30 protein-coding genes are annotated in these 26,641 nt (G+C 69.3%); 4 read left to right on the forward strand and 26 right to left on the reverse strand.

What is annotated here, in order from left to right:
- Positions 1 to 36 precede the first annotated feature (36 nt).
- The 15 genes from AB0D12_RS04290 to AB0D12_RS04360 form a co-directional block, all read right to left on the reverse strand.
- Entirely contained in the window at positions 37 to 894 is an 858-nt protein-coding gene (locus AB0D12_RS04290) for an amino acid ABC transporter permease (RefSeq protein WP_362676912.1), read from the reverse strand.
- Positions 891 to 1,535 (reverse strand): amino acid ABC transporter permease, encoded by a 645-nt coding sequence (locus AB0D12_RS04295; RefSeq protein ID WP_362676914.1) that lies wholly within the window; start codon positions 1,533 to 1,535, stop codon positions 891 to 893. The genes AB0D12_RS04290 and AB0D12_RS04295 overlap by 4 nt, the downstream gene beginning before the upstream one ends.
- Before the next feature lie 7 nt (positions 1,536 to 1,542).
- Positions 1,543 to 2,466: a glutamate ABC transporter substrate-binding protein gene (locus AB0D12_RS04300; protein WP_362676916.1), complete on the reverse strand. Its 924-nt coding sequence runs from the start codon at positions 2,464 to 2,466 to the stop codon at positions 1,543 to 1,545.
- Between the two features lie 15 nt (positions 2,467 to 2,481).
- Positions 2,482 to 3,225 carry an amino acid ABC transporter ATP-binding protein gene (locus AB0D12_RS04305; RefSeq protein WP_327326900.1) on the reverse strand — a complete coding sequence of 248 codons (744 nt, stop codon included), beginning with the start codon at positions 3,223 to 3,225 and terminating at the stop codon, positions 2,482 to 2,484.
- Positions 3,226 to 3,376: 151 nt separating this feature from the next.
- On the reverse strand, positions 3,377 to 3,829 hold the full coding sequence (locus AB0D12_RS04310; RefSeq protein ID WP_327326899.1) for a DUF6278 family protein: 453 nt from the start codon (positions 3,827 to 3,829) through the stop codon (positions 3,377 to 3,379).
- Between the two features lie 58 nt (positions 3,830 to 3,887).
- A complete protein-coding gene (locus tag AB0D12_RS04315; protein ID WP_362676919.1) occupies positions 3,888 to 4,667 on the reverse strand; it encodes an exodeoxyribonuclease III in 780 nt (259 codons plus the stop codon).
- A gap of 96 nt (positions 4,668 to 4,763) precedes the next feature.
- Positions 4,764 to 5,396 (reverse strand): MBL fold metallo-hydrolase, encoded by a 633-nt coding sequence (locus AB0D12_RS04320; protein WP_327326897.1) that lies wholly within the window; start codon positions 5,394 to 5,396, stop codon positions 4,764 to 4,766.
- Positions 5,397 to 5,409: 13 nt separating this feature from the next.
- Entirely contained in the window at positions 5,410 to 6,705 is a 1,296-nt protein-coding gene (gene pcaC, locus AB0D12_RS04325; RefSeq protein ID WP_362676921.1) for a 4-carboxymuconolactone decarboxylase, read from the reverse strand.
- A gap of 27 nt (positions 6,706 to 6,732) precedes the next feature.
- Positions 6,733 to 7,311: a hypothetical protein gene (locus AB0D12_RS04330; RefSeq protein ID WP_362676923.1), complete on the reverse strand. Its 579-nt coding sequence runs from the start codon at positions 7,309 to 7,311 to the stop codon at positions 6,733 to 6,735.
- 2 nt (positions 7,312 to 7,313) lie between these two features.
- Positions 7,314 to 8,474, reverse strand: a complete 1,161-nt coding sequence (locus AB0D12_RS04335; protein ID WP_362676925.1) for an ROK family glucokinase — start codon at positions 8,472 to 8,474, stop codon at positions 7,314 to 7,316.
- 213 nt (positions 8,475 to 8,687) lie between these two features.
- On the reverse strand, positions 8,688 to 9,515 hold the full coding sequence (locus AB0D12_RS04340; RefSeq protein ID WP_362676927.1) for an ATP-binding cassette domain-containing protein: 828 nt from the start codon (positions 9,513 to 9,515) through the stop codon (positions 8,688 to 8,690).
- On the reverse strand, positions 9,512 to 10,576 hold the full coding sequence (locus tag AB0D12_RS04345; RefSeq protein ID WP_362676929.1) for an ABC transporter permease: 1,065 nt from the start codon (positions 10,574 to 10,576) through the stop codon (positions 9,512 to 9,514). Before AB0D12_RS04345 ends, AB0D12_RS04340 begins: the two co-directional genes overlap by 4 nt.
- Positions 10,573 to 11,586: a sugar ABC transporter substrate-binding protein gene (locus AB0D12_RS04350; RefSeq protein WP_362676931.1), complete on the reverse strand. Its 1,014-nt coding sequence runs from the start codon at positions 11,584 to 11,586 to the stop codon at positions 10,573 to 10,575. Before AB0D12_RS04350 ends, AB0D12_RS04345 begins: the two co-directional genes overlap by 4 nt.
- Before the next feature lie 128 nt (positions 11,587 to 11,714).
- Positions 11,715 to 12,713, reverse strand: a complete 999-nt coding sequence (locus tag AB0D12_RS04355; protein WP_362676933.1) for a sugar ABC transporter substrate-binding protein — start codon at positions 12,711 to 12,713, stop codon at positions 11,715 to 11,717.
- A gap of 187 nt (positions 12,714 to 12,900) precedes the next feature.
- Positions 12,901 to 13,620 carry a GntR family transcriptional regulator gene (locus AB0D12_RS04360; protein WP_362677268.1) on the reverse strand — a complete coding sequence of 240 codons (720 nt, stop codon included), beginning with the start codon at positions 13,618 to 13,620 and terminating at the stop codon, positions 12,901 to 12,903.
- Positions 13,621 to 13,775: 155 nt separating this feature from the next.
- Here AB0D12_RS04360 and AB0D12_RS04365 point away from each other — a divergent pair, with 155 nt between their 5' ends.
- Positions 13,776 to 14,780, forward strand: a complete 1,005-nt coding sequence (locus AB0D12_RS04365) for a Gfo/Idh/MocA family oxidoreductase (protein ID WP_327326888.1) — start codon at positions 13,776 to 13,778, stop codon at positions 14,778 to 14,780.
- 71 nt (positions 14,781 to 14,851) lie between these two features.
- Here AB0D12_RS04365 and AB0D12_RS04370 read toward each other — a convergent pair whose 3' ends face one another.
- From AB0D12_RS04370 to AB0D12_RS04390, 5 genes are all read right to left on the reverse strand, one after another.
- Positions 14,852 to 16,045: a cytochrome P450 gene (locus AB0D12_RS04370; RefSeq protein WP_362676935.1), complete on the reverse strand. Its 1,194-nt coding sequence runs from the start codon at positions 16,043 to 16,045 to the stop codon at positions 14,852 to 14,854.
- A 10-nt stretch (positions 16,046 to 16,055) separates the two neighbouring features.
- Positions 16,056 to 16,475 carry a PaaI family thioesterase gene (locus AB0D12_RS04375; RefSeq protein WP_362676937.1) on the reverse strand — a complete coding sequence of 140 codons (420 nt, stop codon included), beginning with the start codon at positions 16,473 to 16,475 and terminating at the stop codon, positions 16,056 to 16,058.
- A 101-nt stretch (positions 16,476 to 16,576) separates the two neighbouring features.
- Positions 16,577 to 16,819 (reverse strand): hypothetical protein, encoded by a 243-nt coding sequence (locus AB0D12_RS04380; protein WP_362676939.1) that lies wholly within the window; start codon positions 16,817 to 16,819, stop codon positions 16,577 to 16,579.
- A gap of 9 nt (positions 16,820 to 16,828) precedes the next feature.
- Positions 16,829 to 17,500, reverse strand: coding sequence for a response regulator transcription factor (locus AB0D12_RS04385; protein ID WP_362676941.1), 672 nt, complete (start codon positions 17,498 to 17,500; stop codon positions 16,829 to 16,831).
- The gene (locus AB0D12_RS04390) at positions 17,497 to 18,726 is read right to left on the reverse strand and encodes a histidine kinase (RefSeq protein ID WP_362676943.1); all 1,230 of its coding nucleotides are present in this window, start codon (positions 18,724 to 18,726) and stop codon (positions 17,497 to 17,499) included. The genes AB0D12_RS04385 and AB0D12_RS04390 overlap by 4 nt, the downstream gene beginning before the upstream one ends.
- Before the next feature lie 144 nt (positions 18,727 to 18,870).
- Between AB0D12_RS04390 and AB0D12_RS04395 the strand changes: the two genes are divergently transcribed.
- On the forward strand, positions 18,871 to 19,089 hold the full coding sequence (locus tag AB0D12_RS04395) for a hypothetical protein (RefSeq protein WP_362676947.1): 219 nt from the start codon (positions 18,871 to 18,873) through the stop codon (positions 19,087 to 19,089).
- 60 nt (positions 19,090 to 19,149) lie between these two features.
- Here the strand turns inward: AB0D12_RS04395 and AB0D12_RS04400 are convergent, their stop codons facing one another.
- The 3 genes from AB0D12_RS04400 to AB0D12_RS04410 form a co-directional block, all read right to left on the reverse strand.
- The gene (locus tag AB0D12_RS04400) at positions 19,150 to 19,524 is read right to left on the reverse strand and encodes a hypothetical protein (RefSeq protein WP_362676949.1); all 375 of its coding nucleotides are present in this window, start codon (positions 19,522 to 19,524) and stop codon (positions 19,150 to 19,152) included.
- A gap of 11 nt (positions 19,525 to 19,535) precedes the next feature.
- Positions 19,536 to 20,462, reverse strand: a complete 927-nt coding sequence (locus AB0D12_RS04405; RefSeq protein WP_362677270.1) for a DMT family transporter — start codon at positions 20,460 to 20,462, stop codon at positions 19,536 to 19,538.
- Positions 20,463 to 20,556: 94 nt separating this feature from the next.
- A complete protein-coding gene (locus tag AB0D12_RS04410; RefSeq protein WP_362676951.1) occupies positions 20,557 to 21,174 on the reverse strand; it encodes a dihydrofolate reductase family protein in 618 nt (205 codons plus the stop codon).
- Between the two features lie 234 nt (positions 21,175 to 21,408).
- On the opposite strand from AB0D12_RS04410, the gene AB0D12_RS04415 reads away from it, so the two are divergent.
- Entirely contained in the window at positions 21,409 to 22,137 is a 729-nt protein-coding gene (locus AB0D12_RS04415) for an SDR family oxidoreductase (RefSeq protein ID WP_362676953.1), read from the forward strand.
- Positions 22,138 to 22,300: 163 nt separating this feature from the next.
- Here AB0D12_RS04415 and alc read toward each other — a convergent pair whose 3' ends face one another.
- Both alc and allB read right to left on the reverse strand, forming a co-directional pair.
- The gene (gene alc / locus AB0D12_RS04420) at positions 22,301 to 23,416 is read right to left on the reverse strand and encodes an allantoicase (protein ID WP_362677272.1); all 1,116 of its coding nucleotides are present in this window, start codon (positions 23,414 to 23,416) and stop codon (positions 22,301 to 22,303) included.
- The gene (gene allB / locus AB0D12_RS04425; RefSeq protein ID WP_362676955.1) at positions 23,416 to 24,759 is read right to left on the reverse strand and encodes an allantoinase AllB; all 1,344 of its coding nucleotides are present in this window, start codon (positions 24,757 to 24,759) and stop codon (positions 23,416 to 23,418) included. The genes alc and allB overlap by 1 nt, the downstream gene beginning before the upstream one ends.
- Before the next feature lie 372 nt (positions 24,760 to 25,131).
- Here allB and AB0D12_RS04430 point away from each other — a divergent pair, with 372 nt between their 5' ends.
- Complete coding sequence (locus AB0D12_RS04430; protein ID WP_362676957.1) at positions 25,132 to 25,932, forward strand: IclR family transcriptional regulator; 801 nt, start codon at positions 25,132 to 25,134, stop codon at positions 25,930 to 25,932.
- Positions 25,933 to 26,000: 68 nt separating this feature from the next.
- Here AB0D12_RS04430 and AB0D12_RS04435 read toward each other — a convergent pair whose 3' ends face one another.
- Positions 26,001 to 26,573, reverse strand: a complete 573-nt coding sequence (locus AB0D12_RS04435) for a TetR/AcrR family transcriptional regulator (protein WP_362676959.1) — start codon at positions 26,571 to 26,573, stop codon at positions 26,001 to 26,003.
- Positions 26,574 to 26,641 lie beyond the last annotated feature (68 nt).

Consider the following 26,641-nt stretch of genomic DNA (forward strand, 5'->3'; position numbering starts at 1 on the left):
TCACCGGCTGCTGCCGGGCGGGCCATTGCCCCTGAGCTACTGCACACCCGGCAGCAGCGTCCCTGGTTCGGCCGGGGCGACATCCGCGGCCTCTGTTTTCGGGTTGCGCCGCTGTCGCCTGGCCATCCAGTTGGCGAACCAGGAGAGCAGCATGCACATCCCGATGTAGATAGGCGAGATCACCATCACCACAGGGATGAACGGCAAATCGTAGTCGAGATTCGAGGCGATGAGCTTGCCCGCGTGGAGGAACTCCTCATAGGTGATCAGATAGCCGAGCGAGGTGTCCTTCAGAGTCACCACCAGCTGGCTGATGATCGTCGGCAACATGGCGCGAACTCCCTGTGGAACCAGGACGTATGACATGACCTGGGTCTTGCGCATCCCCAGGGTGTACGCGGCCTCCCGCTGTCCGCGTTCGACCGAGTTGACGCCGGCCCGGAACACCTCGGCGAGCACCGAGCCGTTGTAGAGCGTCAGTCCGGCCACCAGCGCGGGCAGCGGCTGCACCTTGAGCGCCACGAAGATGAAGAAGATCATCACCAGTACGGGCATGGCGCGGAAGAACTCGACCACCGCGGTGGCCGCCCAGCGCACCGGCCGGTGGTCGGAGAGCCGGCCGGTGGCGAGGACCCCGCCGAGGGCGAGCGAGAGCACCGCGGCACAGGCGAAGGCGATGAGTGTGTTGCCAAGTCCGCGCAGCAGCAGCTCCTGAATGCCCTTGTACTCGAACGGAGTCCATTTGGTCGCGGTGAACTGTCCGGTGTCGAAGAGCAGATAGAGGATCCAGCCGAACAGCGCCACGACCACGACGGTCGAGACGACACCATAAGTGCGGTGACGTTTGCGGGTGTTGGGACCCGGGATGTCGTAGAGGGCGGTGGAATCGGTCATCGGGCGACTCCATAGCGCTTCTCCAGCACATTGAACAACGCACTGATGGTCAGGGTGATGATCAGGTAGCCGACGGCGATCCAGACGAAGGTCCAGATGATGCTGTAGCCCAGCTCACTGAGGGGTTTGTAGGTGCCGAGCAGCTCGGTGACGCTGAACGCGCCGGCGATCGCGGAGTTCTTGGCGAGCGCGATGAGCGTGGAGCCGATCGGCGGGATGACGCTCCTGAATGCCTGTGGCAGGACGACGCTGTTGAGGGTCTGGCCGAAGTTCATGCCGAGGCTGCGGGCCGCCTCGCCCTGCCCTTTGTGCACGGTGTTGATGCCGGCGCGAAGTGCCTCGCAGATGAACGCGGAGGTGTAGCAGCCCAGCGCGATCACCGCGAAGAGCTCGAAGGGCAGGACGAGTCCGAAGCGCGGCAGGCCGAGCAGAACGGCGAAGAAGAGCAGCGTCAGCGGGGTGTTGCGCAGCACGGTCACCCACACCGTGCCCAGCACCCGGAGGGAGCGGACGGGCGCGACCCGGAAGGAGGCCATGATGAAGCCGAGGACCAGGGCGAGCAGCGAGGCGTAGACCGTCAGCTTGACGGTGCCGAAGAAGCCCTCGGAGTACAGGGAGAAGTTGTCGATCAGTACGTACACGGTGTCCTCAGCTCGCCGGGTAGCGGTCGATCGGTGGCGGCTGTGGGGCCGGCACTCCGGAGAGGCCGAGTGTCGCCTCGTAGGCCTTCTTCCAGTTCCCGTTCTTCTCGTTGGCCTCGAGGGCGTCGTCGATGGCGAAGCGCAGGGCGTTGTCGCTGCGCGGGACACCGATGCCGTACGGCTCCTTGGAGAAGGGCTTGCCGACCACCTTGAGCTCTTCGGGCACCTTGGCCGCGTAGCCGGTGAGGATGGCGTCGTCGGTGGTGACGGCGTCGACCTGATAGGTCAGCAGGTTGTCCACGCAGATGGAGTAGGTGTCGTACGCGACGAGGTCGGCCTTCGGGTAGTCGGCCGCGATCCGCTGGTACGGCGTCGATCCGGCGGCCGAGCAGACGCGCTTGCCGGCCAGGTCCTGGGGGCCCTTGATGTCGTGCTCGTCGGCCCGTACGAGGAGGGACTGGCCGGCCAGGTAGTACGGGCCTGCGAAACCGACGAGCTTCTTACGGTTGTCGTTGATGGTGTAGGTGCCGACGTAGTAGTCGATCTGCCCGTTCTGCAGGGCGGTTTCGCGGTTCGCCGAGGCGATCGTCATGAACTGGACGGTGTTCGGGTCGAAGCCCAGTGAGGCGGAGACCATTTTGGCGATCTCGATGTCGAACCCGGTGTAGCGACCGCTCGCCGGGTCCTTCTCGCCCAGGTAGGGCTGGTCCTCCTTGGCGCCGACGACAAGATGGCCGCGCTTTCTGGCCTTGTTCCAGGTCGGCGAGTCGGGCAGCTGGAAGCCGGTGGCCACGGTGTACCGCGGCAGCCGCTCGGTCTGCGGGCCCTTGACGGGCGGGCTGCCCTCCTTTCCGCAGGCCGCGGTGGCGGCGACGGCCAGGACGAGCGCCAGCACCGCGAGAGCACGTCTCATACGTCTCGTACGCATCATGAGTCCTCACCCCCGTCAGTGCTTGAGGATCTTGGAGAGGAAGTCCTTGGCGCGGTTGCTCTCGGGGTTGGTGAAGAAGTCCTCCGGGGTGCGGTCCTCGACGATGCGGCCGTCCGCCATGAAGACGACGCGGTTCGCGGCGGACCGGGCGAAGCCCATCTCGTGGGTGACGACGACCATGGTCATTCCGTCGCGGACGAGCTGCTGCATGACCTCGAGCACCTCGTTGATCATCTCCGGGTCGAGGGCCGAGGTCGGCTCGTCGAAGAGCATGACCTTGGGGTCCATGGCGAGCGCGCGGGCGATGGCCACGCGCTGCTGCTGACCCCCGGAGAGCTGGGCCGGGTACTTCTCGGCCTGGTCGGCGAGGCCTACGCGTTGCAGGAGTTCGCGGGAGCGCCTGTCCGCCTCCTCCTTCTTGCGGCGGCGGACCTTGACGGGCGCGAGCGAGACATTGTCCAGCACGGTCTTGTGGGCGAAGAGATTGAAGGACTGGAAGACCATGCCGACGTCGGCGCGGAGCTTGGCGAGCGCGCGGCCCTCCTCGGGCAGCGGCTGACCGTCGATGCTGATGTGACCCGACTCGATCGTCTCGAGCCGGTTGACCGTACGGCAGAGTGTTGATTTGCCGGAGCCGGAGGGGCCGATGACCACAACGACCTCACCGCGTCCGACGGTGAGATCAATGTCCTGGAGAACGTGCAACTGTCCGTAGTGCTTGTTGACGTTACGCAGCTCGATCAACGGATCGACGGCCATACGTTGCCCCACCCACTCTCAGCTGTGTCGAGGTCAGCGCAAACTATCCAGCCCGATAAGAGACTTCGCACTCGACACGCATAAATGGGGCATAAGCCGTATTAAGTACGGCCGTCCATGATCGTCGCCGGGCCGGCGAGCCGGCGCGACGTCAGGCTTCTGCCGCTTCCGCGTACACCTGGGAGAGCTCGGGCGCTCCATTGACCGCCCAGTCAAGACCCGCCTCCACGACCCCGATCTCGCGGCCGGAGACGAGCCGCACCACGGGATGGCCGGCCGGCCAGATGTGCCAGGTCGCGCCGGGGACCGTACGGACGATCACGGTGCCGAGGTAGAGACCCGCGTCGTTGCCCAGCCAGGGCAGCTCCTCCGGGTCGTCGCGCCAGCGCGGAGGCAACTGGTCGAGGGCGGTCAACGAGGCCGGGGAGTCGTCCAGTTCGAGCCCGGCCTGCCCCGCTCGGACACGCAGCAGCTCACACTCGGAGAGCAGCTCGGCGATGGCCGCCGCTCTCTCCGGGTCGTTCTCGGCTCCGGCGGTGACCGCCATCTCCTCCAGGTCACCGCCGTGCCGCTTGAGCCAGTTGTCCAAGAAAGGGATGTTCATACTGCTCAGCCTCGCATCCCCGCGGCCGTACGCACCACAGGGCGCGCGTCAACCGCCGTCAGATGTCCAGATCGACAACAACAGGTGCGTGGTCCGAGGCACCCTTGCCCTTGCGCTGCTCGCGGTCGACATAGCTGTCCTCGACCGCCTTGGTGAAGGGTTCGTTGCCGTAGACCAGGTCGATACGCATGCCCTTGTTCTTGGGGAAGCGCAGCTCGCGGTAGTCCCAGTAGGTGTACGGACGGTCGTACTTCAGCGGGCGGGGCATCACATCGGACAGCCCGGCCTCGCGCAGCGCGGCGAGCGCCGCACGCTCGGCCGGGGTGACATGCGTGGCGCCCTCGAAGAGCGCAGGGTCCCAGACGTCCTCGTCGGTCGGTGCGACATTGAAGTCGCCGAGGACCGCGAACGGGCGCTCGCCCGCCGCGTCCTCGGCCACCGAGGCCTTCAGCGCCTCCAGCCAGCGCAGCTTGTAGGCGTAGTGGTCGTGGGCGATCTCGCGGCCGTTGGGCACATAGACCGACCAGACACGGACGCCGTCGCAGGTCGCGGAGATCGCCCGCGGCTCCTGCGCACCCCCGTAGTCCGGTCCGCCGGGCAGGCCCTTGACGACCTCGTCCAGGCCGACCCGGGAGACCAGGGCCACGCCGTTCCACCTGCCGTTGGCGTTGACCGCGGAGTCGTAGCCGAGCTCTCGCAGCTCGTCGGCGGGGAACTGCTCCTCGGTGCACTTGGTCTCCTGGATGCACAGCACGTCCGTGCCGGTGCTCTCCAGCCAGGCCAGCAGCCGGGGCAGCCGAGCGGTGATCGAGTTGACGTTCCAGGTGGCGATGCGCATGCCCGACAGCCTATCCGGGGGGTCTGACAGTGAGCGGTGCGGCGGTCAGGGGGCAGCCAGGGGGCCGGTCGGAGCGTGGCGGTCAGGGTTGTGGTGTCACAGATCGGTCGCCTCGCCCGGGGCCAGCCGACCGTGCTCCGCGCCGCCCAGGGCACCGATCTGGTTGTCGTAGACGGGGCGCGCGAGATCGGTGAGCAGCGCGTCGTGGATGTCGATGGCGCGCTGCGGCTTCACTTCGCGTACGTAGTCGATGACCTCGGAGATCTTGTTCCAGGGGGCCTGTACCGGGATCATCAGCGTCTCGACCGGGTGGTCCGGGACGGTGAGCGCGTCGCCGGGGTGGAAGACCGAACCGTCCACCAGGAAGCCGACGTTGGTGATCCGCGGGATGTCCGGGTGGATCACCGCGTGCAGCTCTCCGTGGACCTGTACGTCGAAGCCGGCCGCGCTGAAGGTGTCGCCGTGGCCGACCGTGTGGACGCGGCCCGGGAAGGCCGCCGAGATCTTCTCGGCGACGCTCCGCAGGGTCCAGATCCCGGCTGCCGGGTTCGCCTCGAGGGCGGCTCGCAGCCGGTCCTCGTTGAAGTGGTCGAGGTGCTCGTGGGTGACCAGGATGACGTCCGCGCCGATGGCCGCGTCCTGTTCGCTGAAGGTGCCGGGATCGATGACGAGCGTCTGCCCGTCCTTCTCGAGCCGGATGCAGGCATGCGTCTTCTTCGTGAGCCTCATGCTCCCCATCCTGCTACGCCTTGGGGGTGGTCTCCTGCTGGATCACGGCCTGGGCCACCTTGAAGGCGGAATTCGCCGCGGGGACGCCGCAGTACACGGCCGCGTGGATCAGGACTTCCCGGATCTCGGCGGGGGTCAGTCCGTTGCGCAGCGCGGCGCGGGTGTGGAAGGCCAGCTCGTCCAGATGTCCGCCCGCGACCAGTGCGGTGAGCGTCACCACGCTGCGGGTGCGTCTGTCCAGGCCCTCGCGGGTCCAGACCTCGCCCCAGGCGTAGCGGGTGATCAGCTCCTGGAAATCGCCCGTGAAGTCGTCGGCCTCGGCCGTCGCCCGGTCCACATGCGCGTCGCCGAGAACCTCGCGGCGCACCTTCATCCCGGCGATGTACGGGTCGGGGCGCCCTGTCCGCACGGCCTGCGGCTGCTCGGGCGCGGCCGCGGCGATCTCGGCGACGGGCGCCACGGGTGCGGAGATCGCGGGCACGACCGGCGGCGCCGGAATGGCCGACAGCGTGTCCTGCCACGCCGTGGAGAAGTGGCGTTCGAGCAGATCGGATACTGCGGCGGGCTGCTCGACGGGGGCGAGGTGGGAGGCACCCGGGACCAGCGCGAGCCGGGCGTCCGGAATCCCGGCGACCAGCGTGCGGGCCTCCGCGGGCCCGGTGACCTGGTCCTCGGAGCCGACCAGGACCAGCGTGGGGACGCCGACGAGGCCGAGTTCGCCGCGGACGTCGAAGGCCGCGAGTGCCTCGCAGGCGGCGATGTAGCAGCCGGGGTCGGTGGTGCGGACCATCTGGACGGCCCACTCGACGATCGCGGGCTGGGCGGAGGCGAAGCCCTGGGTGAACCAGCGCTCGGGCGCGGTGCGCGCAATCGGGTCCAGGCCATTGGTGCGGACGATCACACCACGCTGGCGGAACTCGTCGGCGGTGCCGAACCGGGGCGAGGCGGCGACCAGTGCGAGGGAGGCCACCCGCTGCGGTTGGCGCAGTGCCAGTTCGATGCCGATCGCGCCGCCGATGGAGCAGCCCGCGTAACCGAAGCGCTGGATGCCCAGCTCGTCAAGGGTCGCGAGCAGCCGGTCGGCGAGCTGGGCGACGGCGGTGGCCGGATGGGCGGGCGCGCCGCCGTGACCGGGCAGGTCGAACCGGAACACCCGCCACCGGCGGGAGAGCTCGGCAATCTGCCGGTCCCACATGTGCCATGTGGTACCCAGAGAGGGGCCGAGGATGAGCACGGGGGCGTCGTCGGGACCGTCGATCCGGTACTGCAGGGTCTTCGGGGGCGTCTGCGTCTCACTCACCCTCTCCACGCTATCCAGTGAAGTTTCGTCGTCCGGTCAGGGGGTCGCTGTCGCTACCACGTACACCGTGGGGCGGGCCGTGTCGCTCAGGTCGACGGTGATGTCCTGGGTGGGCCGCGGGTCCTTCTGCGGGTGGCTGGTGCCCGCCCAGTCGCCCTGACCGGCGCTGAAGTCCCAGCCCGCCGTCGCGGCGTCACGCGCGCTGATGGCGACCACGCCGTCGTGGAGCTTGGCGCGGCTCGTCCCCACGCCCTCCAGGAACAGGTCGAGCCCGCCGGAGGTGGTGCGGAACTGCACGAACAGCCGGCTGGTCTTCCAGTTGCTCGTCTCGTAGTAGGCGACGTCCGTGGACTTCGGCGGGATGGGCACCTCGAACACACGGCGCTTCGTCTGGGAGGGCCAGGTCTCCCGCAGGCTGGTGGCCGAGGACTCCGCCTCCTTGTCCCGGCCGCTGTCGCGGCTCTGCTCGGCGGAGATCACCAGATAGCCGGCCGGGACTCCGACGAGCAGCACGATGATGATCGCCGTCAGCCAGCGGCGGCGGATCATATGGCGCCGGTTCTCGGGAGGGTGGGCGCTGTCGTCCGGAGAGGTGGACTGTCGGGGCACGGTCATGGCTACGGTTCCTGGGTGGGGCGGGTGGTGCTGGAGTTACGGATGGCCTGCGCATAGCGCTCATACCGCTCATGGCGCTCCACACGGCGCCGGTTGGCCCGGCGGAAGCGGCGCGCCACGAGCCGCGCGAGATCGGCCGCGCCGACCATACCCGCCTCGGGGCCGAGCTGGGCTTTGGCGATCCGGGCCTCCGGGCGGTAGCCACGGCCGGTGAGATGCCGGCGGAAGGCTTCGCGGGCGGGCCCGATGAGCAGGTCGTCGGCGGCGCTGACCCCACCTCCGATGACGAAGCAGGAGGGGTCGAGGGCGGCGGCGAGGTTGGCGATGCCGACGCCGAGCCACTGGCCGATGTCCTGGAAGAGCTCGATGCACATGGCGTCGCCCTCGCGGGCGAGTTCGGTGATGAGCGGGCCTGTGATCTCGGGAATGTTGCCGCCGACGCGCTCGATGAGGCTGTGCGCGACCGGGGAGTCGGCGGCGGCGAGCTCGCGGGCCTCTCTCACGAGCGCGTTGCCGGAGCTGTACTGCTCCCAGCAGCCACGGTTGCCGCAGGGGCAGCGGTGGCCACCGGGCACGACCTGCATATGACCGAACTCACCCGCGACTCCGTACTTGCCGCGCTTGACCTGGCCGCCCTCGAGGATCGCGCCGCCGATGCCGGTGCCGAGGGTGATCATCACGAGGTGGTCCTCGCCGCGGCCCGCGCCGAAGCGCCACTCCGCCCAGGCGGCGGCGTTGGCGTCGTTGTCGACCAGTACGGGCACGGCGAGCCGGGCCGCGACGGCGTCGCGCAGGGGCTCGTTGCGCCAGGCCAGATGGGGCGCGAAGAGGACCTTGGAGCGGTCGGCGTCGACCCAGCCGGCCGCGCCGATACCGACGGCGTGCACATCGTGACGGTCGGAGAGATCGAGCACCAGCTCGCAGATGGTGTCCTCGACGACCTTGGGGCTCTTGGACTTGTCCGGCGTCTCGGTGCGGATCTTCTCCAGGATGACCCCGTCGGCGTCGACGACGCCCGCCATCACCTTCGTACCGCCGATGTCGATGCCGACCGTGGGAACCCGGGGCGCGGAGAGGTGAGAGCGCCGTTCCCGGGTGCCGACAGTCTTCAGGACGGTGGCGCGGGCAGAGCCTCGGTGGGCGAAGTCGCGGTACGTGCTCATGTCCCTGTGGGGTGTCGGGGGCCGGGTGCTGTCACGGCCCGGAGTGGGCGGTGCCCACCGGGCCCGATTCTGCCATCCGGCGGGGTCGGGGGCGCGGGGCTCCGCCCCGGTACCCCCGGTGCTCAAACGCCGGACGGGCTGAAAACCCAGCCCTGCCGGCGTTTGAGGCGCAGGGTCTGGGGCGGAGCCCCGGTTCGGACCACCGCAGGCGCGCTACGGCGTGGGCGGCCCGTCCTTCACCGGGTGACCGCCCAGGTGCGTCGGCATCGGCGCCCTCTCCAGCTCGTGCCGCAGGTCCTCGAGCTCGCTGCCGCCCGCCATCTGCCGGGTGAGCTCGTCGAGGGTGACCGAGTCCTTGGTGTGGCTGGCGGACATGGTGCCGCGCTTGAGCAGTACGAAGCGGTCGCCGACCAGATAGGCGTGGTGCGGGTTGTGGGTGATCAGCACGACGCCCAGACCCGCGTCGCGTGCCGCCGCCACATACTTCAGTACAACGCCGGACTGCTTGACGCCGAGCGCGGCGGTCGGCTCGTCCAGAACCAGGACCTTCGCGCCGAAGTAGACGGCCCGGGCGATCGCCACGCACTGGCGCTCACCGCCCGAGAGCGTCCCGATGGGCTGGTCGACATCGCGCAGATCGATGCCCATCCGGAGCAGTTCGGAACGGGTCGTCTCGCGCATCAGCTCGACGTCGAGGCGCTTGAAGGGACCCGCGCCCTTGGTCGGCTCGGAGCCGAGGAAGAAGTTCCGCCAGACCGGCATCAGCGGTACGACCGCGAGGTCCTGGTAGACCGTGGCGATACCGCGGTCCAGGGCTTCGCGCGGGCTGGCCAGGTTCGCCTGCTCCCCCTCGATCAGGAAGGTGCCCGTGTCGTGCCGGTGCAGACCCGCGATGATCTTGATCAGGGTGGACTTGCCGGCGCCGTTGTCGCCGAGCACACAGGAGATCTCCCCGGCGTGGACCTCGAGCGAGACGCCTTCCAGCGCGCGGATATTGCCGTAGTACTTACTGACGTTGTCGAGCTCGACGAGGGCCGTCATTTGCTTGCCTCCGCACGCTTACGGACCCATGCGTTGAGCAGGGTGGCCAGAAGGAGCATCGCCCCGAGGAAGAACTTGAACCAGTCCGGGTTCCACTCCGCGTACACGATGCCCTTGCTGGTCATGCCGAAGATGAACGCGCCGACCGCGGAGCCGATCGCCGAGCCGTAGCCGCCGGTGATCAGACAGCCGCCGATGACGGCCGCGATGATGTACGTCAGCTCATTGCCGACGCCCTCGCCGGACTGCACCACATCGAACGAGAAGAGCAGATGCTGGCCGGAGATCCAGGCGGCGAAGGCGACGCCCATGTAGAGGCCGATCTTGGTCTTGTTGACCGGGACACCGACCGCGCGGGCCGCGTCGGCGCCGCCGCCGACCGCGAAGATCCAGTTGCCGAAGCGTGTACGCAGCAGGATCCAGGTGGCCAGCGCCACCAGGACGAACCACCACAGGATGGTTACCTTCAGCGTGACGTCACCGAGGGTGAGCTGCGAGGCGAAGAGCTTCTTGGCCGACTCGAAGCCCTCCATGTCGGCGATGGACTTGGTCGAGACCGTGCCGCTGATCAGCTTGGTGAAGCCGAGGTTGAGGCCGGTCAGCATCAGGAACGTACCGAGCGTGATGATGAAACTGGGCAGTTTCGTACGGGTCAGCATGAAGCCGTTGAAGACACCGACCGCGAGCGTGACGAGCAGCGAGACGAGCACGCCGACCCAGACGTTGGCCGTCATCTGGTAGCTGAACATCGAGGAGATCAGCGCGGAGCTGGTCACCAGGACGCCGGCCGAGAGGTCGAACTCGCCGCCGATCATCAGCAGCGCGACGGGTACGGCCATGATGCCGAGGGTCGAGGCCGCGTACAGGACGGTGGACAGACTGGACGCCCGCAGGAACGATTCGGCGATGATCGAGAAGAAGATGAAGACCGCCACGGCGCCGACGACCGAGCCCAGTTCGGGCCGGCCCAGCAGCTTGCGAAGCGGCGAGGTGCGCAGCAGCCGCTCGTCGGTCTTGTCCGGTGTGCTGTCCGGTGTGGCAGGTGGTGCGGTAGCGCTCATCGGGTCCCCCGCTCCGTGTATTGCTGCAGCTCGGCGGTGTCGTTCTTGGTGATGATCTGCGGTCCGGTGAGGACGGGCCGCCCGCCGCCGAGGACATCGGCGTTGTACTTGTAGAGCCAGAGCAGATCCACAGCCTCGTACCCCTGGAGGTACGGCTGCTGGTCGACGGCAAATCCGAGGGTGCCGGCCGTCAGAGCGGTGGCGACCTTGGCGTTGAGGTCGAACGTGTCGACCTCGGCCTCGCTCTCCGCGGTCTTCCTGGCCTGGACGGCGGCGTCCGCGAACGGCGCGCCCAGAGTGACGACGGAGTCGATGGAGCGGTCGGCCTGGAGCTTCGCCTCGATGGACGCCTGGACGTCGGGCATGTTGGTGCCGTCGACATACAGGTTCTGCATCTGGCCGCCGAAGGTCTTCTTCGCTCCGGCGCAGCGCTGCTCGTGGCCGACGTTGCCCTGTTCGTGCAGCACGCACAGGGCCTTCTTCTTGCCGCGTCTGTCGAGTTCGTCGCCGACGGCCTCGCCGGCGATCGTCTCGTCCTGGCCGATATGGGTGAGCGCGCCGTACGCCTTGGACTGCTCGGAGCCGGAGTTGACGGTGATCACCGGGATGCCGGCCTTCTCGGCCTTGGCGATGACGTCCTTCATCGCGTCGGGCTTGGCGAGCGAGACGATCAGGCCGTTGACCTTCTTGTCGATCGCCGCCTGGACGAGCTGGGCCTGCTGCTGGCCCTCGTCGCTGTGGGAGTATAGGAAGTTGATGTTGTCCTTGACGGCGGCCTGCTCGGCGCCGTTCTGGACGATGTCCCAGAAGGTGTCGCCGTCGCCGGAGTGGGTGACCATGGCGAAGGTCCAGCGAGGGGTGGTCACCGCGGCCTTGCCGGCGGCGGCCTGTGCCTTGCGGGCGTCCTCCGCGCGCTTGCCGCCTGTGCTGCTGCATCCCGCCAGGGAGGCTCCGAGTACCGCTGCCAGCACCGCGCCGAGCGCGCGTACCCCTGTCCTTGCCCTAGCCACGACCCCGTGCCCTTCTTGCCGAACTCGCTGTGCTTCCCGGTGCGGCCGGGGGGCGTGGTGACGCGCCCCGGCCGCCCAAGTATGTGTCACAGCAGGTCGGAGGGTGGGCATCGGGTATGCCTCGTAGGTCATCGGGTGCCGTCGGCGGTGAGCTTCTCCAGCGCGGGCACGTCCTTCTCGGTGACGAGGGCGGGACCGGTGAGGATCGGCTTGCCGCCGCCGATCACATTGCCGTTGGTCTTGTTGAGCCACAGCTCGTCAATGGCCAGGTAGCCCTGGAGGTAGGGCTGCTGGTCGACGGCGAAGCCGATCTGCTTGCCCTTGAGCTGCTTGACCACTTCGGCGTTGAGGTCGAAGGTGTTGACCTCGGCGCTGGAGCCCGCGCCCTCCTTGGCCTTGACGGATGCGGCGGCGAACGGCGCGCCGAGTGTGACGACGGCGTCGATGTCCTTGGCACTCTGCAGCTTCGCCTCGATGGAGGAGGTGGAGGCGGGCATGTTGGTGCCTTCGACGTTGAGGTTCTCGACGGTGCCCTTGAAGGTCTTCTTCACTCCTGCGCAGCGGGCCTCGAGCGAGACATTGCCCTGCTCGTGGATGACACAGATCGCCTTCTTCTTGCCGCGCTTGTTGAGCTCCTCGCCGACGGCCTCGCCGGCCACGGACTCGTCCTGGCCGATATGGCTGAGTGCACCGACATCCTTGGAGAACTCGGCGCCGGAGTTGATCGTGACGACGGGTATGCCGGCCGCGACGGCCTTCTTGACGACTTCCTTGACCGCTTCCGGCTTGGCAAGGGTGACGACAATGCCGTCGACCTTCTGGTCGATGTAGGTCTGGACGAGCTGGGCCTGCTCCTTGCCCTCCTTGTTGGCTGCGTAGAGGAACTCGACGTTGTCCTTGCGGGCCGCGACCTTGGCGCCGCTCTGGACGATGTCCCAGAAGGTGTCGCCCTCGCCGGAGTGCGTCACCATGGCGATCTTGAGGCGGCCGGTGGTGGCCGGTTCGCCTCCGCCGCCGCCCTTGGAGGGGCTGTCCTTCGCCTCCTTGCCGCCGGAACTGCTGCATCCAGCGACGACGACCAGGGCACATGCGGCGAGCAGGGCTGCTGCCGTGCGGGTGGTACGCATGGTGGGTCCGCCTTATCTCCCGGCCGCCCGGTTGCGGCTGGATGCGTTTTTACGGCGGTCCCGAGACGCAGTCAAGACTTTGTCCGAACATTCTTACGCGAAGGACATTCTTACGTGACCGAATCGTGCGGGTGGACCGGGTCACCGCGAGGCACGGAAACGGCCGGGCGGCGCCAGGACCGGCGGGTCACGGCCGGACGAGGAGCTGAAACTCGAAGGCGTAGCGCGAGGCGCGGTAGATGTGGGAGCCGAACTCGACCGCGCGGCCTGTGTCGTCGAAGGTGGTGCGCTCCATGGTCAGCAACGGAGCGCCGGTCGCCTCGGTCAGCAGCTCCGCCTCCAGCTCGGTGGCGGCCCGCGCCCCGACCGACTGCCGGGCGCTGTGCAGGGTGATCCCGGCGGCCCGCATCATCCGGTACAGGCCGGTGGCCTCGAGCCGCTCCGTGTCGCATTCGAAGAGGCCGGCCGGCAGATGGTTGCGCAGCCGGGCCATGGGCTCGCCGTGAGCGAAGCGCAGCCGCTCGATCAGCTGGACGTCGCTGCCCTCCGGTACGCCGAGGGCGGCCGCGACCTCGGCACTCGCGGGCTCGAAGGCATTGCGCAGCACGATGGTGGCCGGGCGCTGGCCGGCCGCCTCCAGGTCGTCGTAAAGGCTGCTGAGCTCCAGCGGGCGCTTGACCTGGCTGTGCACGACCTGGGTGCCGACGCCCCTGCGGCGCACCAGCAGGCCCTTGTCGACGAGGGACTGGATGGCCTGGCGGACGGTCGGGCGGGACAGCCCGAGCCGGTTGGCCAGCTCGATCTCGTTGCCGAGCAGGCTGCCGGGGGTGAGGGTCCCTCTCTCGATGGCTGCTTCCAGCTGCTGCGAGAGCTGGAAGTAGAGCGGGACCGGACTGGTGCGGTCCACGCTCAGCTGGAGAGACAGGGACGGGTCCGTCACGTGTCTGGGCTGCTTGGGCACGGAGCGAGCGTAGTCGCAGTGAATGTTGACGGGAAGTCGTGAAGTTCGGTTGTCAGGACAAAGTCTTGACATGGCGGCGGGCCGGGCATCACCTTTGGGCCATGCGCATCGGACTCATCGGTACGGGACGAATCGGTTCTTTCCACGCGGGTGTGCTCAGCCGCCATCGGGAGGTCGGTTCACTGGTCGTGGCGGATGCCGACGCGGCACGGGCGGCCGAGGTCGCCGAGCGCACCGGGTCCACCGCCGCGCCGAGTGCCGACGAGATCTTCACCTGGGGCGTGGACGCCGTGGTGATCGCCTCGGCGACCGCCGCCCACGCCGAACTCATCGCCCGCGCCGCCCGCGCCGGTCTGCCCACCTTCTGCGAGAAGCCGATCGCGCTGGACCTACCGGGCACGCTCGGCGCGCTCCATGAGGTCGAGCAGGCCGGCACCCTGCTCCAGCTGGGCTTCATGCGCCGGTTCGACGCGGGCTACACGAAGGCCCGCGAGATCGTACGGTCGGGTGCGCTCGGCCGGCTGCACACCGTACGGGCCATCACCTCCGACCCCGCCCCGCCGCCCGCCGCGTATCTGCCGCTCTCCGGCGGCCTGTACCGGGACTGCCTGGTCCATGACTTCGACATCCTGCGCTGGGTGACGGGCCGCGAGGTCGTGGAGGTGTACGCGACCGGTTCGGACGCGGGGCCCGCGATGTTCCGCGAGGCGGGCGACGTCGACACGGCTGCGGCGGTGCTCACTCTGGACGACGGGACCCTGGCCACCGCCACGGCCACCCGCTGCAACGGCGCGGGCTACGACGTACGGATGGAACTGGTCGGCGAGCTCGACCAGGTCGCGGTCGGCCTGGACGACCGTACGCCGATCAGCTCGACCGAGCCCAAGGGCCCGCGCGCGGCGGACAAGCCGTGGCCGGGCTTCCTGGAGCGGTTCGCCCCGGCGTACGAGGCAGAGCTGGACGCGTTCGTACGGATGGTGCAGGGCGAGGCGGAGAATCCGTGCGACGGGCGGGAGGCACTGGCGGCGCTGCGGATCGCGGAGGCGTGCGAGCTGTCGCGGCGGGAGCGCCGTCCGGTGCGGCTCGAGGAGATCCCCTCCGACTGACAACCGACCGGCCGCCTGACCTGCCGACCGACCGCCTGACCTGCCGACCGACCGCCTGACGACCGGACCCCCTACCAGGTGACGGGCAGACTCTCCGGGCCGCGGATCAGCATGCCGGTGCGCCAGGTCAGGGCCGCCGGATGCGCGTCCAGCGCCAGGTCGGGGCAGCGCTCCAGCAGCGAACGAATCGCGATCCGCGCCTCCAACCTGGCCAGCGGGGCGCCCAGGCAGTAATGGATGCCGTGCCCGAAGGCGAGGTGGCCGCGGCCGTCGCGCCGGATGTCGAAACGGTCCGGGTCGGCGAAGCGCGCCGGGTCGCGGTCGGCGTCCGCCAGTGCGATCAGCACCAGTTCGCCGCCACCCGGGATCGTCGTGCCGCCGATCTCCAGGGGCTCGGTGGTGAAGCGGTACGTCGGCGTCTCCAGCGGGCCTTCGTAGCGCAGCATCTCCTCGACCGCGCCGTCGAGCAGCGAGAAGTCGGCACGCAGAGCGGCCAGTTGGTCAGGGTGGGCAAGCAGGGCGAGCACCCCGTTGGAGATGAGGTTGACGGTGGTCTCGTGCCCGGCGACGAGCAGCAGCCAGGCCATGCCCAGCAGTTCCTCACGGCTGAGCCGGTCGCCGTCCTCGTCCGCCGTATGGATCAGCGCGCTCATCAGGTCGTCGCAGGGCTGCTCACGCTTGTCCGCGAGCAGCTGCGCCAGATACTGCGTCATCTTCGCGGAGGCGTCCATCCGCGCCTCGCCGTCGGTTGCGGCGAGCGCCGTGTTGGACCAGGACCGGAAGGTGTCCCGGTCCAGGAACGGCACGCCGAGCAGTTCGCAGATAACGGCCATGGGCAGCGGGAAGGAGAGCGCGTCCACCAGGTTCGCGCGCCCGGCAGGCACCATCTCGTCCAGCAGCCGGTCGGTGATCTCCTGGACGCGCGGGGCGAGTTGCTCCACCCGCCGCATCGTGAACTCACGCGCCACGAGCTTGCGCAGCCGGGTGTGCATCGGTGCGTCGGAGCTGAGCATGGTGACACCCGAGGCGATCTGGCGGATTCCGAGCTCCGGGGAGACATTGCGCCACTCCTTGGACAGCCGCGGATCGGCGAGCGCGGCACGCCCCGCTTCGTGTCCGACGATCAGCCAGGCCGCGTAGCCCTCGGGCATCCGTATCCGGTGGACCGGGCCCCGGGCCCGTAACCCGGCGTAGACGGGATAGGGGTCGCGGGTGAAGTCCTCGCCGAGCGCGGCAAGATCGACGATGGCTGCTTCGGTGGTCATCGTCTCCCCTTCAGGACTGCTGCGCGGACAGTACGGTGCCCTGCGCGACGGCGCAGAGTGTCTCCTCGCCGTCCGCGTTCACCGCGTACAGATCGCAGCGGACGACGGCCTGACGGCGGCCAGTGTGCACGACGGCGGCACGGGCCACCAGGGTGCGCCCGGTCGCGGGGCGGATGTACTGGACGGAGAAACCGCCGGTCAGCACCGCGGGCCCGAGGGTCGTACCGGCGGCGAAGGTGATGGAGTTGTCGGCGGCGTACGCGAGCACTCCCCCGTGCAGATAGCCGTTCTGCTGGTGCAGCTCTTCGCGGATGTCCACTTCGAGCACGGCCTCGCCGCCGCCGAACCCGGTGATCCGTGCCTGGAGCAGCCGGCTGAACGGCTGGCTTTCGAGAATCTTCCGGGCCACTTCGAGGTCAAGTGCGGGCATCGTCGTGCTCCTTGGGAAGTCGGTGGCGGAGGAGTCCGGCCAAGCGCTCACTCGTCGATGATCCGCTACCACCGCACCGGAAGGCTTCGCACCCCCGCGCATCAGAATGCCCGGCAGCCAGTCGAGCGGACCGGCGGCCGGGTCGAGGGCCAGGTCCGGACAGCGTTCCAGCAGAGTACGGCGAGCGCGGCCCGCGCCTCGTCATGGCCGACGATCAGCCGCATCTCCTCACCGTTCGACAGGCGCACCTCATGGACGGGCCCGGACTCACGCAGGCGCGCGTAGTACGGATACGGGTTCGCGATGAAGTCCGTTCCGTACTCCCCCAGATCGACGATTGTCATCGCGTCAGCCTACGTCGGCTCCTCCTCGTCGAGCAGACCGGCATCATGGGCCAACAGGGCGATTTGGACGCGATTGTTGAGCCCCAGTTTGGCCAGGATGCGGGAGACGTGCGTCTTGACCGTCGGCACGCTCATATAGAGCGTCGCGGCGATCTCGGCATTGGACCGGCCGCGGCCGACGGCGACCGCCACCTCCCGTTCGCGTTCCGCGAGCGAGGTGAGCCGCTCGGTCGCCGCGGCTCTGCGGGTCTGGTGCGTGCGCTCCGCCACGTGCGTCATCAACTGACGGGTAACGGCCGGGGAGAGCACCGGATCGCCGGCCGCCACCCGCCGTACCGCCGCGACGATCTCGGTCGGCGGAGTGTCCTTCAGCACGAATCCGGCCGCACCCGCGCGCAGCGCCCGCAGCACCTGTTCGTCGGCGTGGAAGGTGGTCAGGACGACGACCTCGGGCGCGTCGGGGCGGCGGCGCAGCGTCTCGGTGGCGGTGAGACCGTCCACGGCCGGCATCCGGATGTCCATCAGCACCACATCGGGCGAGAGCCGGTCGACGAGCGCCTCGACCTCGGAGCCGTCGGCCCCCTCCCCCACGATCTCGAGGTCGTCCGCCCCGCCGAGCATGAGAGCGAGCCCTGCCCGTACGAGAGGGTCGTCATCGACGACGATCAACCGGATTGTCATGAGGGCCACGGTAGCCAGCCCTGGACACGGAATCCGCTGTCGGCCGTCGCCCCGTGCTCGAGCCTGCCGCCCGCGAGGGTGGCGCGTTCGGTCAGACCGATCAGTCCCTGGCCCGAGCCCGGCACCTTCGCCACCTCACCGAGAGGGGCTGGATTGGCCACGTCGACGGTGAGACCGCGGCCGGGTCCGCCGCTCACGGCGACGGTGACCTCCGTGCCGGGCGCGTGCTTACGGGCGTTGGTCAGCCCCTCCTGGGCGATCCGGTAGACGGTGCGGCCGGTGGCTGCGGGGACGGCGGCCGGGTCGGTGATGCGGTTGTCGAGGGTGACCTTCATGCCCGCCTCGCGGGACTCGGCGACCAGCGCGTCGAGCGTGGCGAGGGTGGGCTGCGGCCGGTCGGCCCCGTCGCCGTCGCCCGGTGCGCGCAGCACGCCGATGATCTCGCGCAGATCCTGGAGCGCCTCGTGCGCACTGTCGCGGATCACTCCTGCGGCCCGGGCGACCTCGGCGGGCGGCGCGTCCGGCCGGAATTCGAGGGCGCCCGCGTGCACGCTGAGGAGGGTCAGCCGATGAGCGAGCACATCGTGCATCTCGCGGGCGATCGCCTCACGGGCCAGGCGCTGCGCCTGCTCGGCGCGCAGCTCGGCCTCGGTCTCGGCCCGCCAGGCGCGCTCGCGCAGGGCGACAACGAGCTGACGGCGGGCTCGTACGAGCATGCCCCAGCCGATGACCAGCAGAATCAGGATGAGTCCGGTGACGACCGATGCCAGGAAGGACATGCCCGGGTCGGGACGGACAGCGGCCTGTGCGGCCGAGCCCCCGATGGCAAGGGCACCGACGATCGCAACGGGTTTGAAGGGGCGGTGCACGGCGAGGCTGAACAGGCTCACCAAAAGCGCGCCGGCGGCGACCGGCACCACCACGCTGACGACGATCAGGGTGATCGCGAGCCCGAGCGGTGCGCGCCGCCGCGCCCAGAGCGCGCAGCAGGCCGCCGCGCCCACCAACTGGTCGGCGAAGACGACGAGCTCGGAGTTGCCGGCCTGTTGGCTCGCCTCGGAGGCGAGCAGGCCGATGACCGCGGCGATGACGAAGACGGAGGTGTCGACGATCCAGTCGCGTGCGGTACGGCGCGGCCTGGCCCTGCTCCGGTCGCCGGACAGGTCCGGGTCCCGCGGGTCGGACATCGCTGAGGGCAGCAGCCAGGGGTACTCCGTGCGGGTCATATCGACAAAGCTACGCAGGTGGGAGCCGGATGCGGCCGTGCGGCCGAAGGAAGCTACCAAAGTCGCGCGGGCTCAGACTTTCGGAGCTGCGGCCCATCCCGAGGGCCGACGCGACGGCCCGGCGGACCGGACCACGATCAACGTATGAAGAAGATTCTCGAAGGCATCGGCATGGTGCTGCTGGTCGTGGGTGTCTGTGGAGTGCTCCGCGAGCTGACGGGCTGGTTCCGCTTTCTCGGGCTCGCGCGCTTCGTCACGGAGTACTTCGATTTTCTGCACGGCCGGGAGATCTTCGCGAACATTGTGATCGCCGTGGTCGGCTTCGCGGTGCTGATGATGGCGGACCATTACCGGAGGGCTTAGGGCGGATTTTGGAAATCCGGCCCGCTCTGCGGGCGGACGGCGCTACTTCTCAAACGCGCCCTATGCGGCGGCTTCGTTCAGCCTGGTCACTTCGGCGAGGTGCTCGCTCATGCGGTTGCTGACGCTGCCGCTGGTGTAGAGCACGGCGCCGACGACGGAGACCGGGACGGACAGGCCGAGTACGCCCAGAAGTTCGGGCCAGTCCCGTTCGGCCGTGCACCTGTTGTCGCCGTTGTACGACCCCTCGTTGGCCGTCGAGCGGTCCGTGAAGAGCCGCGCCTCGCACAGGGACTGATACCCCGCGTCGTACGGCGTGAGCAGCTGGACGCCGAACCACACCCACAGCAGTGCCGCGGCGGAGAGCAGCCCGAAGCCCCAGGCCCGGACTCGCTTGGCACGTGCCCGGAACTCTATGTCGTACGTCAGTGATCGCATGGCGCCAGAACCTAGCAATCCGCCAGGTCGGCCGCGCGCCTGCCCCAGGTGGTGCCCGCCAGGACCAGGCCGGCGCCCAGCAGCCCGAGCGCGCCGAGGTGTTCGCCCGCGATCGCGATACCGGCAGCGGCCGCCCACAGCGGTTCGGTGCCGAGCAGCAGGCTGACGCGCGACGGCGAGGTGCGGCGTACCGCCCACATCTGCACGAAGAAGGCGAACAGCGTGCAGAACAGGGAGAGGAACAGCAGCCCGGCCCATTCGCGCGGGCCGAAGCCGGCGGCCACCGACCAGGGCGAGGCCCCGGTACCGGGGACGGCGGCCAGTACCGCGAACACGGCGACCGCGCTGCCCAGTTGGACCGTCGTCAGGGAGAGCGAGTCCGCACTCTGCACCGCCTTGATCCTGGCCATCGCCAGCACATGGACGGTACGGGCCAGTGCGGCCAGCAGCATCAGCAGATCGCCGAGCGAAGGCGCGCTGAAGCCGCCGCCCTGGGTCAGCAGCACCACACCGGCGACGGAGAGGCCGGCCGCGGCCACAAATGCCCGAGGCGGCCGGGCCCTGCTCACCGCTGCCTCGGCGAGCGGCGTGAAGATCATGGTGAGGCTGATGATGAGCCCGGCGTTGGTGGCGGACGTGTGCACGACGCCGTACGTCTCGAGCAGGAAGATCCCGCTCAGCACGAGCCCGAGGAGAGCGGCGCCGCGCCACTGCGCGCCGGTCAGCGCCCGCAGCTTGCGGTGGCCTGCCGCGGCCAGCACCGGCAGGACGAGCGCGAAGCGGAGCACCAGCACAGCGACGACCGTGTGCGTGGTGGTGATGCCCTTGGCCGCGAGATAGCTGGCGCCCCACACCACGGCCACCAGCAGCACGGGCAGGTCGGTGAGCCAGGCGCGTCGGGGCGCGAGGGCAGCAGCGGGTACGGCGATCGACGACACCTGGGTCTCCAAGGGTTCCGGCAGGGTGGAGACTTCGGCGGCTCGCACGCGGAGCGATCACCGTACCCGGGTGGACGCGTGAGTACTACAAGCTTTATTCGGCCTCGTATGTGCCGTACTCGGGGCGGCCCGCCAGCTCGTACGTGTGGATGGCCACGCCCGCGCCCGTGACACGGGCCCCGGCGTGCCGAAACGCGGTCGGTACCGCGCCGTTGGCGAAGAGACGGCGGCCCGTGCCCAGAACGACGGGGAAGATGAGCAGATTGAGCTTGTCGATCAGGTCGTGCGCCATGAGGAAGTGGGCGAGACCGCCGCTGCCATGGACCTGGAGCTCACCGTCCGTGCGCTCCTTGAGCGCCGCGACCTCCTTGGCGAGGTCACCGTCGATGATCGTGGTGCCGGCCCAGTCGGCCTTGCCGAGCGTGCGCGAGGCGACGTACTTCGGCAGGGAGTTGAGCCGCGACGCGACCGGGTCGGCGGGGTCGGTCACCTTGGGCCAGTAGCTCGCGAAGATCTCGTACGTACGGCGGCCGAGCAGGAAGGCGCCGGCCTGGTCGAAGACCTCCGTGATGAACCGGCCGAAGTCGTCGTCGCCGTACGGCACGGACCAGCCGCCGAGCTCGAAGCCGCCGCTGGGGTCCTCGTTCGGTCCGCCAGGGGCCTGCATCACGCCGTCGAGGGTGGCAAAGGTGGTGATCGAGAGCTGTGCCATGGCAAGTGCCTGCTTCCTGGGTGCGGTGTTCCGTTCATCAACTCGGACCCCGCCCGTGCCGGGAATTCATCGGTCGGCCCGGCTCGAGCGAGATGACAGTCATCCGCATGGCGATGCCGACGATCTCTTGCTGAGGGGGTCACACGGGGATTCAACGTCCGTTTGCCGCCAGCACCGAGGAGGCAGGGCCGCTTTCCTTGAGGTCGTAACCACTACTGACAAAAGGGGTACGGAATGTCCAGGACGGCTCTGGTGACCGGTGGCAGTCGCGGCATGGGGGCGGCGATCGCGCTGCGGCTCGCGCGGGAGGGCGTCGATGTGGCGATCACGTATGTGCGCGGCGAGGAGGCCGCTCAGGCGGTGGTCCACAAGATCGAGGCGACGGGGCAGCGGGGTTTCGCGCTGCGGGCGGACGCGGCGGACGCCGAAGCGCCCGGCGCGGCCGTCGGCCGGGCCGCGGACCGGCTGGGGCGGCTCGACATCCTGGTCAACAACGCGGGCGTCGGCGTACTCGGTCCCATCGAGGGCCTGTCCGCAGGCGATGTGGACCAGGTGCTCGATGTGAATGTACGGGCGGTGTTCCTCGCCGCGCAGGCGGCGGCCGCCCGGATGGAGCGCGGCGGGCGGATCGTCTCCATCGGCAGCTGCATGGCGCAGCATGTGCCGGGTCCCGGCGGCACGCTCTATGCGATGAGCAAGTCCGCACTGACCGGCCTGACCAAGGCGCTGGCCCGGGAGCTGGGCGGGCGCGGCATCACGGCGAACCTGGTCCACCCGGGCCCGATCGACACGGACATGAACCCGGCTGACGGCCCGTACGCCGAGCCGCAGAAGGCGGACACGGCGCTGGGCCGTTTCGGCAGCGCGGAGGAAGTGGCGTCCCTGGTCGCGTACTTGGCGAGCGACGAGGCGGCATACATCACGGGCGCGGAGCTGTCGGTGGACGGCGGCCACGCGGCGTGACCGGGGCTCCGCCCCAGGCCCCCGTACGCCCTTCCGGGGTGTCCTCAATCGCCGGACGGGCTCCTCGCCGACGGACATACCAGCCTCGCCGGCGATTGAGGCGCGGGGTCTGGGGCGGAGCCCCAGCTACGGGAAGGGGCGGGCAGGGGAAAGACCCCCGGGCTCAGCCGCCCAGTTCCTGGTGGCGCGCCGCCAGGCGGTTCGCGCCCTCCTCCGTCAGCGAACCGAAAAGGCGGAGGCGCGAAATGCCGCCGTCGGGGTAGATGTCCACCCGGACGTGCGTGCCCACCGCCGGGGCAGCCAGCACGAAGCGGTGATTCGTGTCCGGCTGCAGGCGCGTGCGCGGGAGGATCTCCGCCCACTCCCCCGTCTCACCGTCGCGGAGCGAAACCGCCGCCCAGCCCGCGCTGTTGCCCTTCAGATACGCCGTGTCGATCTCCACCGCGCGGATCTCGGCCTGCTCCACCAGCTGGTAGCGGATCCAGTCGTTGCCCTTGTCCCGGCGGCGGCGGGTCTCCCAGCCGTCGTCCATCTTGCGGGAGCGGCCCGGCTGGATGGTGTTGGTGGCCGGGGAGTAGAAGCGGTCGGAGGCGTCCTCGACCCGGCCGCCGTTCTCCAGCGCCACGAGGTCGAAGGTGCCCAGCACGCCGAGCCACGCCGGGTCGGGCGCGACCTCGCCGTAGACCCGCAGGCGGGCGATGCCGCCGTCGGGATGCTGGTTGACACGCAGGTGCGTGAAGCGCTGCTCGACGTCGAGCGCGAAGCCGTTCGCCGCGTGGCCGCCGACGGCGGTACGGGGAACGAGCGTCGTCCACTTCACGTCGTCGGCGACGAGGTCCTCGGGCGAGGGTGAACCGGACACCGACGCGGCCTCGACCGACACCGCCTGCGGGTAGTTGCCGCGGAAGTGGGCTGTGTCGACGACGATGCCGCGTACGACGCCGGGCGCACCGAGCCGTACCAGCGCCCAGTCGTGGTCCTCGTCGGTCGGGTGCGGCTGCGCGGCGCTCACACCGCGGCGACGGCGGGTCTCCCAGCCGTCCATGATCTTGCCCTTGTGGCCGAAGTGCTCCGGGTCGAACTCCGCGGCCTCGGGCTTCAGCATGTTCTCGCGCTCGGCGAAGAACTCGTCGTTGGCGGCGATGACGCCCGCGCCGAGCCGGCGGTCGGCGAGGTCGGCGTAGTGGGCGAAGGGAAAGTCGGCCGTGCGGTAGTCGGCGTACGGGTCGCCGCCGCCGAACGGGCCGGCGTCACCGGTGAAGGAAGGTATGGACACGATCAGTTGTTCCTTTCGAGCAGCCGGCCGGTCGGCTCGGCCAGGGTGCCGTTCTCCACGATGCGTTCGCCGCGCAGCCACGTCGACCTGACGACTCCGTGCAGGGTCTTGCCGGCGTAGGCCGTGACCTGATTGCGGTGGTGGAGCTCGGCCGGGTCGACGGTGAAGGTCTCGTCCGGCGCGAGGACCGCGAAGTCCGCGTCACGGCCCGCCTCGATGGCGCCCTTCCGGCTCAGGCCCGCGAGCTCTGCGGGAGCCGCCGACATCCAGCGGACGACGTCCTCGAGCGTGCGGCCGCGTTTGCGGGCCTCGGTCCAGATCGCCGGGAGGCCCAGCTGGAGCGAGGAGATGCCGCCCCAGGCGGACGCGAAGTCCGGGGTCTTCAGATCGGTGGTGCAGGGCGAGTGGTCGGAGACAATGCAGTCGATCGTCCCGTCCGCCAGGCCCTCCCACAGCGCGTCCTGGTTCGCCGCCTCTCGGATGGGCGGGCAGCACTTGAACTCCGTTGCCCCGTCCGGGACTTCCTCCGCCGTGAGGGTGAGGAAGTGCGGACAGGACTCGACCGAGATCTTGACGCCGTCCCGCTTGGCGGCCGCGATCAGCGGCAGCGCGTCGGAGGAGGACAGGTGCAGTACGTGTACGCGGGCGTTGAACCGCTGCGCCTGCGCGATCAGGCCTTCGATCGCGGTGTTCTCGGCGTCGCGCGGCCGGGAGGCGAGGAAGTCGGCGTACTTCGGTCCGGACTCCTGCGGCGCGGCGGCCAGATGGTGCGGGTCCTCCGCATGCACGATCAGCAGTCCGCCGAAGCCGGCGATCTCGGCCATGGAACGGGCGAGCTGCTCCTGGTCGAGCTCCGGGAACTCCTCCACGCCCGACGGCGACAGGAAGCTCTTGAAGCCGAAGACACCGGCGTCGTACAGCGGCCGCAGGTCCTTCACATTGGACGGGATCGCGCCGCCCCAGAAGCCGACGTCGATATGCGCCTTGATGCGGGCCACCTCCTGCTTGGTGGCGAGGTTCTCGACCGTGGTGGTCGGCGGGAGGGAGTTGAGGGGCATGTCCAGCAGGGTCGTTATGCCGCCGGCAGCCGCCGCGCGGGTGGCGGTCCAGAAGCCCTCCCACTCAGTGCGGCCGGGGTCATTCACATGGACATGGGTGTCGACGAGGCCGGGGAGCACGACATCGTCCCCGAAGTCCTCCAGCCGGGCCCCGGACGGCACCTCGGCGTCGTACGGCAGTACCGCCGCGATCTTCCCGGCGGCGACGGCGACCGATGCGGCGCGGGTCCCCTCCGGGGTGATGACGCGCGTGGAGCGCAGTACCAGGTTCACGTCCCTGTCGGACACCCGTATCCTCACTTCCCTTCTGTTGTACAGCGAATCCATTCCGTTCAGCGATCCTGACGGCGATCCTGTACGGCGAATCCGCACTGTGAAATTCAACGAACTGTTGAAGAAGTCTTCACTCCGGACTCCGGTCCGTCAAGACCCTCCTGATCCACCTCCGGACGCCTGGATGTTTCCACAAGGTGAAACTGAAATTTCGCGAAGCAGAAGGTAGATTTGACTGAAGAGACCGGCAGAAGATCGCCGGAGGCGACCGCCGGCACTGGGACAAACGGTGCCTGACCGGCAAGGACGCCTTGACGAGAGCGGTGTGCCGGGCGCAGGCGCCCGGTAGGCTGCTGACTTGCCCGCCTGCCCGAAAGGACCGTTGACGTGCCGACGTCCAGCGCCAGCACCACCGACGCCGCCAAGACCGCTTCCAGCGGTGGCGTGCAGTCCCTGGAGCGCGCCTTCGACCTGCTCGAAAGAATGGCCGACGCCGGTGGCGAGGTCGGGCTGAGCGAGCTCTCCGCCAGCAGTGGCCTGCCGCTGCCCACGATCCACCGTCTCATGCGAACGCTGGTGGCCTGCGGTTATGTACGCCAGCAGCCCAATCGCCGCTATGCGCTCGGCCCCCGCCTGATCCGCCTGGGCGAGTCCGCCTCCCGGCTGCTCGGCACCTGGGCCCGCCCCTACCTCGCCCGCCTGGTCGAGGAGACCGGCGAGACGGCGAACATGGCACTGCTCGACGGCGACGAGATCGTGTACGTCGCACAGGTGCCGTCCAAGCACTCCATGCGCATGTTCACGGAGGTCGGCCGACGGGTTCTGCCGCACTCCACGGGCGTGGGCAAGGCGCTGCTCGCGCACACCCCGCCGGAAGAGGTGCGGGCCCTGCTCGCCCGGACCGGCATGCCGGCCGCCACCGAGAAGACGATCACGACGCCCGAGGCCTTCCTCGATGCGCTCGAGCAGGTGCGGCGCGCGGGCTACGCGGTGGACGACAACGAACAGGAGATCGGGGTCCGCTGCCTCGCGGTCTCGGTGCCCAACTCTCCGACAGCAGCGGCGGTTTCGATCTCGGGCCCGGCGGGCCGGGTCACCGAGGCGGCCACGGACAAGATCGTGCCGATCCTCCAGGAGGTCGCCCAGGACCTCTCGGCGGCCCTCGCGAGTACGGCGGCGCAGGGCTAGGACCCTCGACGACTGATGCAGAAGAACGCGACTGCGCCGGCGAACATGGGTCGTCGGCGCAGTCGCGTTCACGGCGTCGGGACCTGCGAGCGGTCCGCGTCCAGCAGCATGCGCGCCGCCTCCCGGGCCTGACCTGCCGGCGCGCTGCTCCCGGAGATCGCGGCTGTTGTGATCGCACCCTCCACAAGCAGCAGGAGGGGCTCCGACAACCAGGCGGGGCGGCCCGCCGCAGCCACCATCCCGGCCAGATACCGTCTCAGCGCATCGACGTGACCGCGGGCCGCAGCCGCGACGCCCTCGGATGTGGCGCCCAGCTCTCCGAATGAGTTGACGAAGGCACAGCCCCTGAAGCCGGGCTCCTCGAACCACGACTCCAGCCAGTCGAAGACCGCCAGGATCCTGTTCTCCTGCGAGGGCCGGGCGTCGACATGGCTCGCCAGCGCCGCGCGCCACCGCCCGTCACGTCGGAGCAGATAGGCCTCCACCAGGCGCTCCTTGGAGGGGAAGAGCTGGTAGAGGCGTTTGAGGGACACCCCTGACGCGTTGCGGATCTCATCCATGCCCACCGTCTGCAGTCCGCGCCCGTACAACAGCGTCTCGGCTGCGTCGAGGACTCGGGCCTCGAGTGCTGCGGCTTCCATGCCAACCCCCGCCTTGCGTGAGAATCACCGTTCTCCTAGGCTACGGCACAGACGGGAGAACGTACGTT

The organism is Streptomyces sp. NPDC048479 (assembly GCF_040651435.1).
GTDB lineage: Bacteria > Actinomycetota > Actinomycetes > Streptomycetales > Streptomycetaceae > Streptomyces.

Coding starts and splice junctions, on each gene's coding strand:
- AB0D12_RS04290 (WP_362676912.1), bottom strand. CDS start 894: ATGACCGATTCCACCGCCCTCTACGACATCCCGGGTCCCAACACCCGC.
- AB0D12_RS04300 (WP_362676916.1), bottom strand. CDS start 2,466: ATGATGCGTACGAGACGTATGAGACGTGCTCTCGCGGTGCTGGCGCTC.
- AB0D12_RS04305 (WP_327326900.1), bottom strand. CDS start 3,225: ATGGCCGTCGATCCGTTGATCGAGCTGCGTAACGTCAACAAGCACTAC.
- AB0D12_RS04310 (WP_327326899.1), bottom strand. CDS start 3,829: ATGAACATCCCTTTCTTGGACAACTGGCTCAAGCGGCACGGCGGTGAC.
- AB0D12_RS04315 (WP_362676919.1), bottom strand. CDS start 4,667: ATGCGCATCGCCACCTGGAACGTCAACTCGATCACCGCTCGGCTGCCC.
- AB0D12_RS04320 (WP_327326897.1), bottom strand. CDS start 5,396: ATGAGGCTCACGAAGAAGACGCATGCCTGCATCCGGCTCGAGAAGGAC.
- AB0D12_RS04330 (WP_362676923.1), bottom strand. CDS start 7,311: ATGACCGTGCCCCGACAGTCCACCTCTCCGGACGACAGCGCCCACCCT.
- AB0D12_RS04335 (WP_362676925.1), bottom strand. CDS start 8,474: ATGAGCACGTACCGCGACTTCGCCCACCGAGGCTCTGCCCGCGCCACC.
- AB0D12_RS04340 (WP_362676927.1), bottom strand. CDS start 9,515: ATGACGGCCCTCGTCGAGCTCGACAACGTCAGTAAGTACTACGGCAAT.
- AB0D12_RS04345 (WP_362676929.1), bottom strand. CDS start 10,576: ATGAGCGCTACCGCACCACCTGCCACACCGGACAGCACACCGGACAAG.
- AB0D12_RS04355 (WP_362676933.1), bottom strand. CDS start 12,713: ATGCGTACCACCCGCACGGCAGCAGCCCTGCTCGCCGCATGTGCCCTG.
- AB0D12_RS04365 (WP_327326888.1), top strand. CDS start 13,776: ATGCGCATCGGACTCATCGGTACGGGACGAATCGGTTCTTTCCACGCG.
- AB0D12_RS04370 (WP_362676935.1), bottom strand. CDS start 16,045: ATGACCACCGAAGCAGCCATCGTCGATCTTGCCGCGCTCGGCGAGGAC.
- AB0D12_RS04375 (WP_362676937.1), bottom strand. CDS start 16,475: ATGCCCGCACTTGACCTCGAAGTGGCCCGGAAGATTCTCGAAAGCCAG.
- AB0D12_RS04380 (WP_362676939.1), bottom strand. CDS start 16,819: ATGACAATCGTCGATCTGGGGGAGTACGGAACGGACTTCATCGCGAAC.
- AB0D12_RS04385 (WP_362676941.1), bottom strand. CDS start 17,500: ATGACAATCCGGTTGATCGTCGTCGATGACGACCCTCTCGTACGGGCA.
- AB0D12_RS04390 (WP_362676943.1), bottom strand. CDS start 18,726: ATGACCCGCACGGAGTACCCCTGGCTGCTGCCCTCAGCGATGTCCGAC.
- AB0D12_RS04395 (WP_362676947.1), top strand. CDS start 18,871: ATGAAGAAGATTCTCGAAGGCATCGGCATGGTGCTGCTGGTCGTGGGT.
- AB0D12_RS04400 (WP_362676949.1), bottom strand. CDS start 19,524: ATGCGATCACTGACGTACGACATAGAGTTCCGGGCACGTGCCAAGCGA.
- AB0D12_RS04410 (WP_362676951.1), bottom strand. CDS start 21,174: ATGGCACAGCTCTCGATCACCACCTTTGCCACCCTCGACGGCGTGATG.
- AB0D12_RS04415 (WP_362676953.1), top strand. CDS start 21,409: ATGTCCAGGACGGCTCTGGTGACCGGTGGCAGTCGCGGCATGGGGGCG.
- AB0D12_RS04435 (WP_362676959.1), bottom strand. CDS start 26,573: ATGGAAGCCGCAGCACTCGAGGCCCGAGTCCTCGACGCAGCCGAGACG.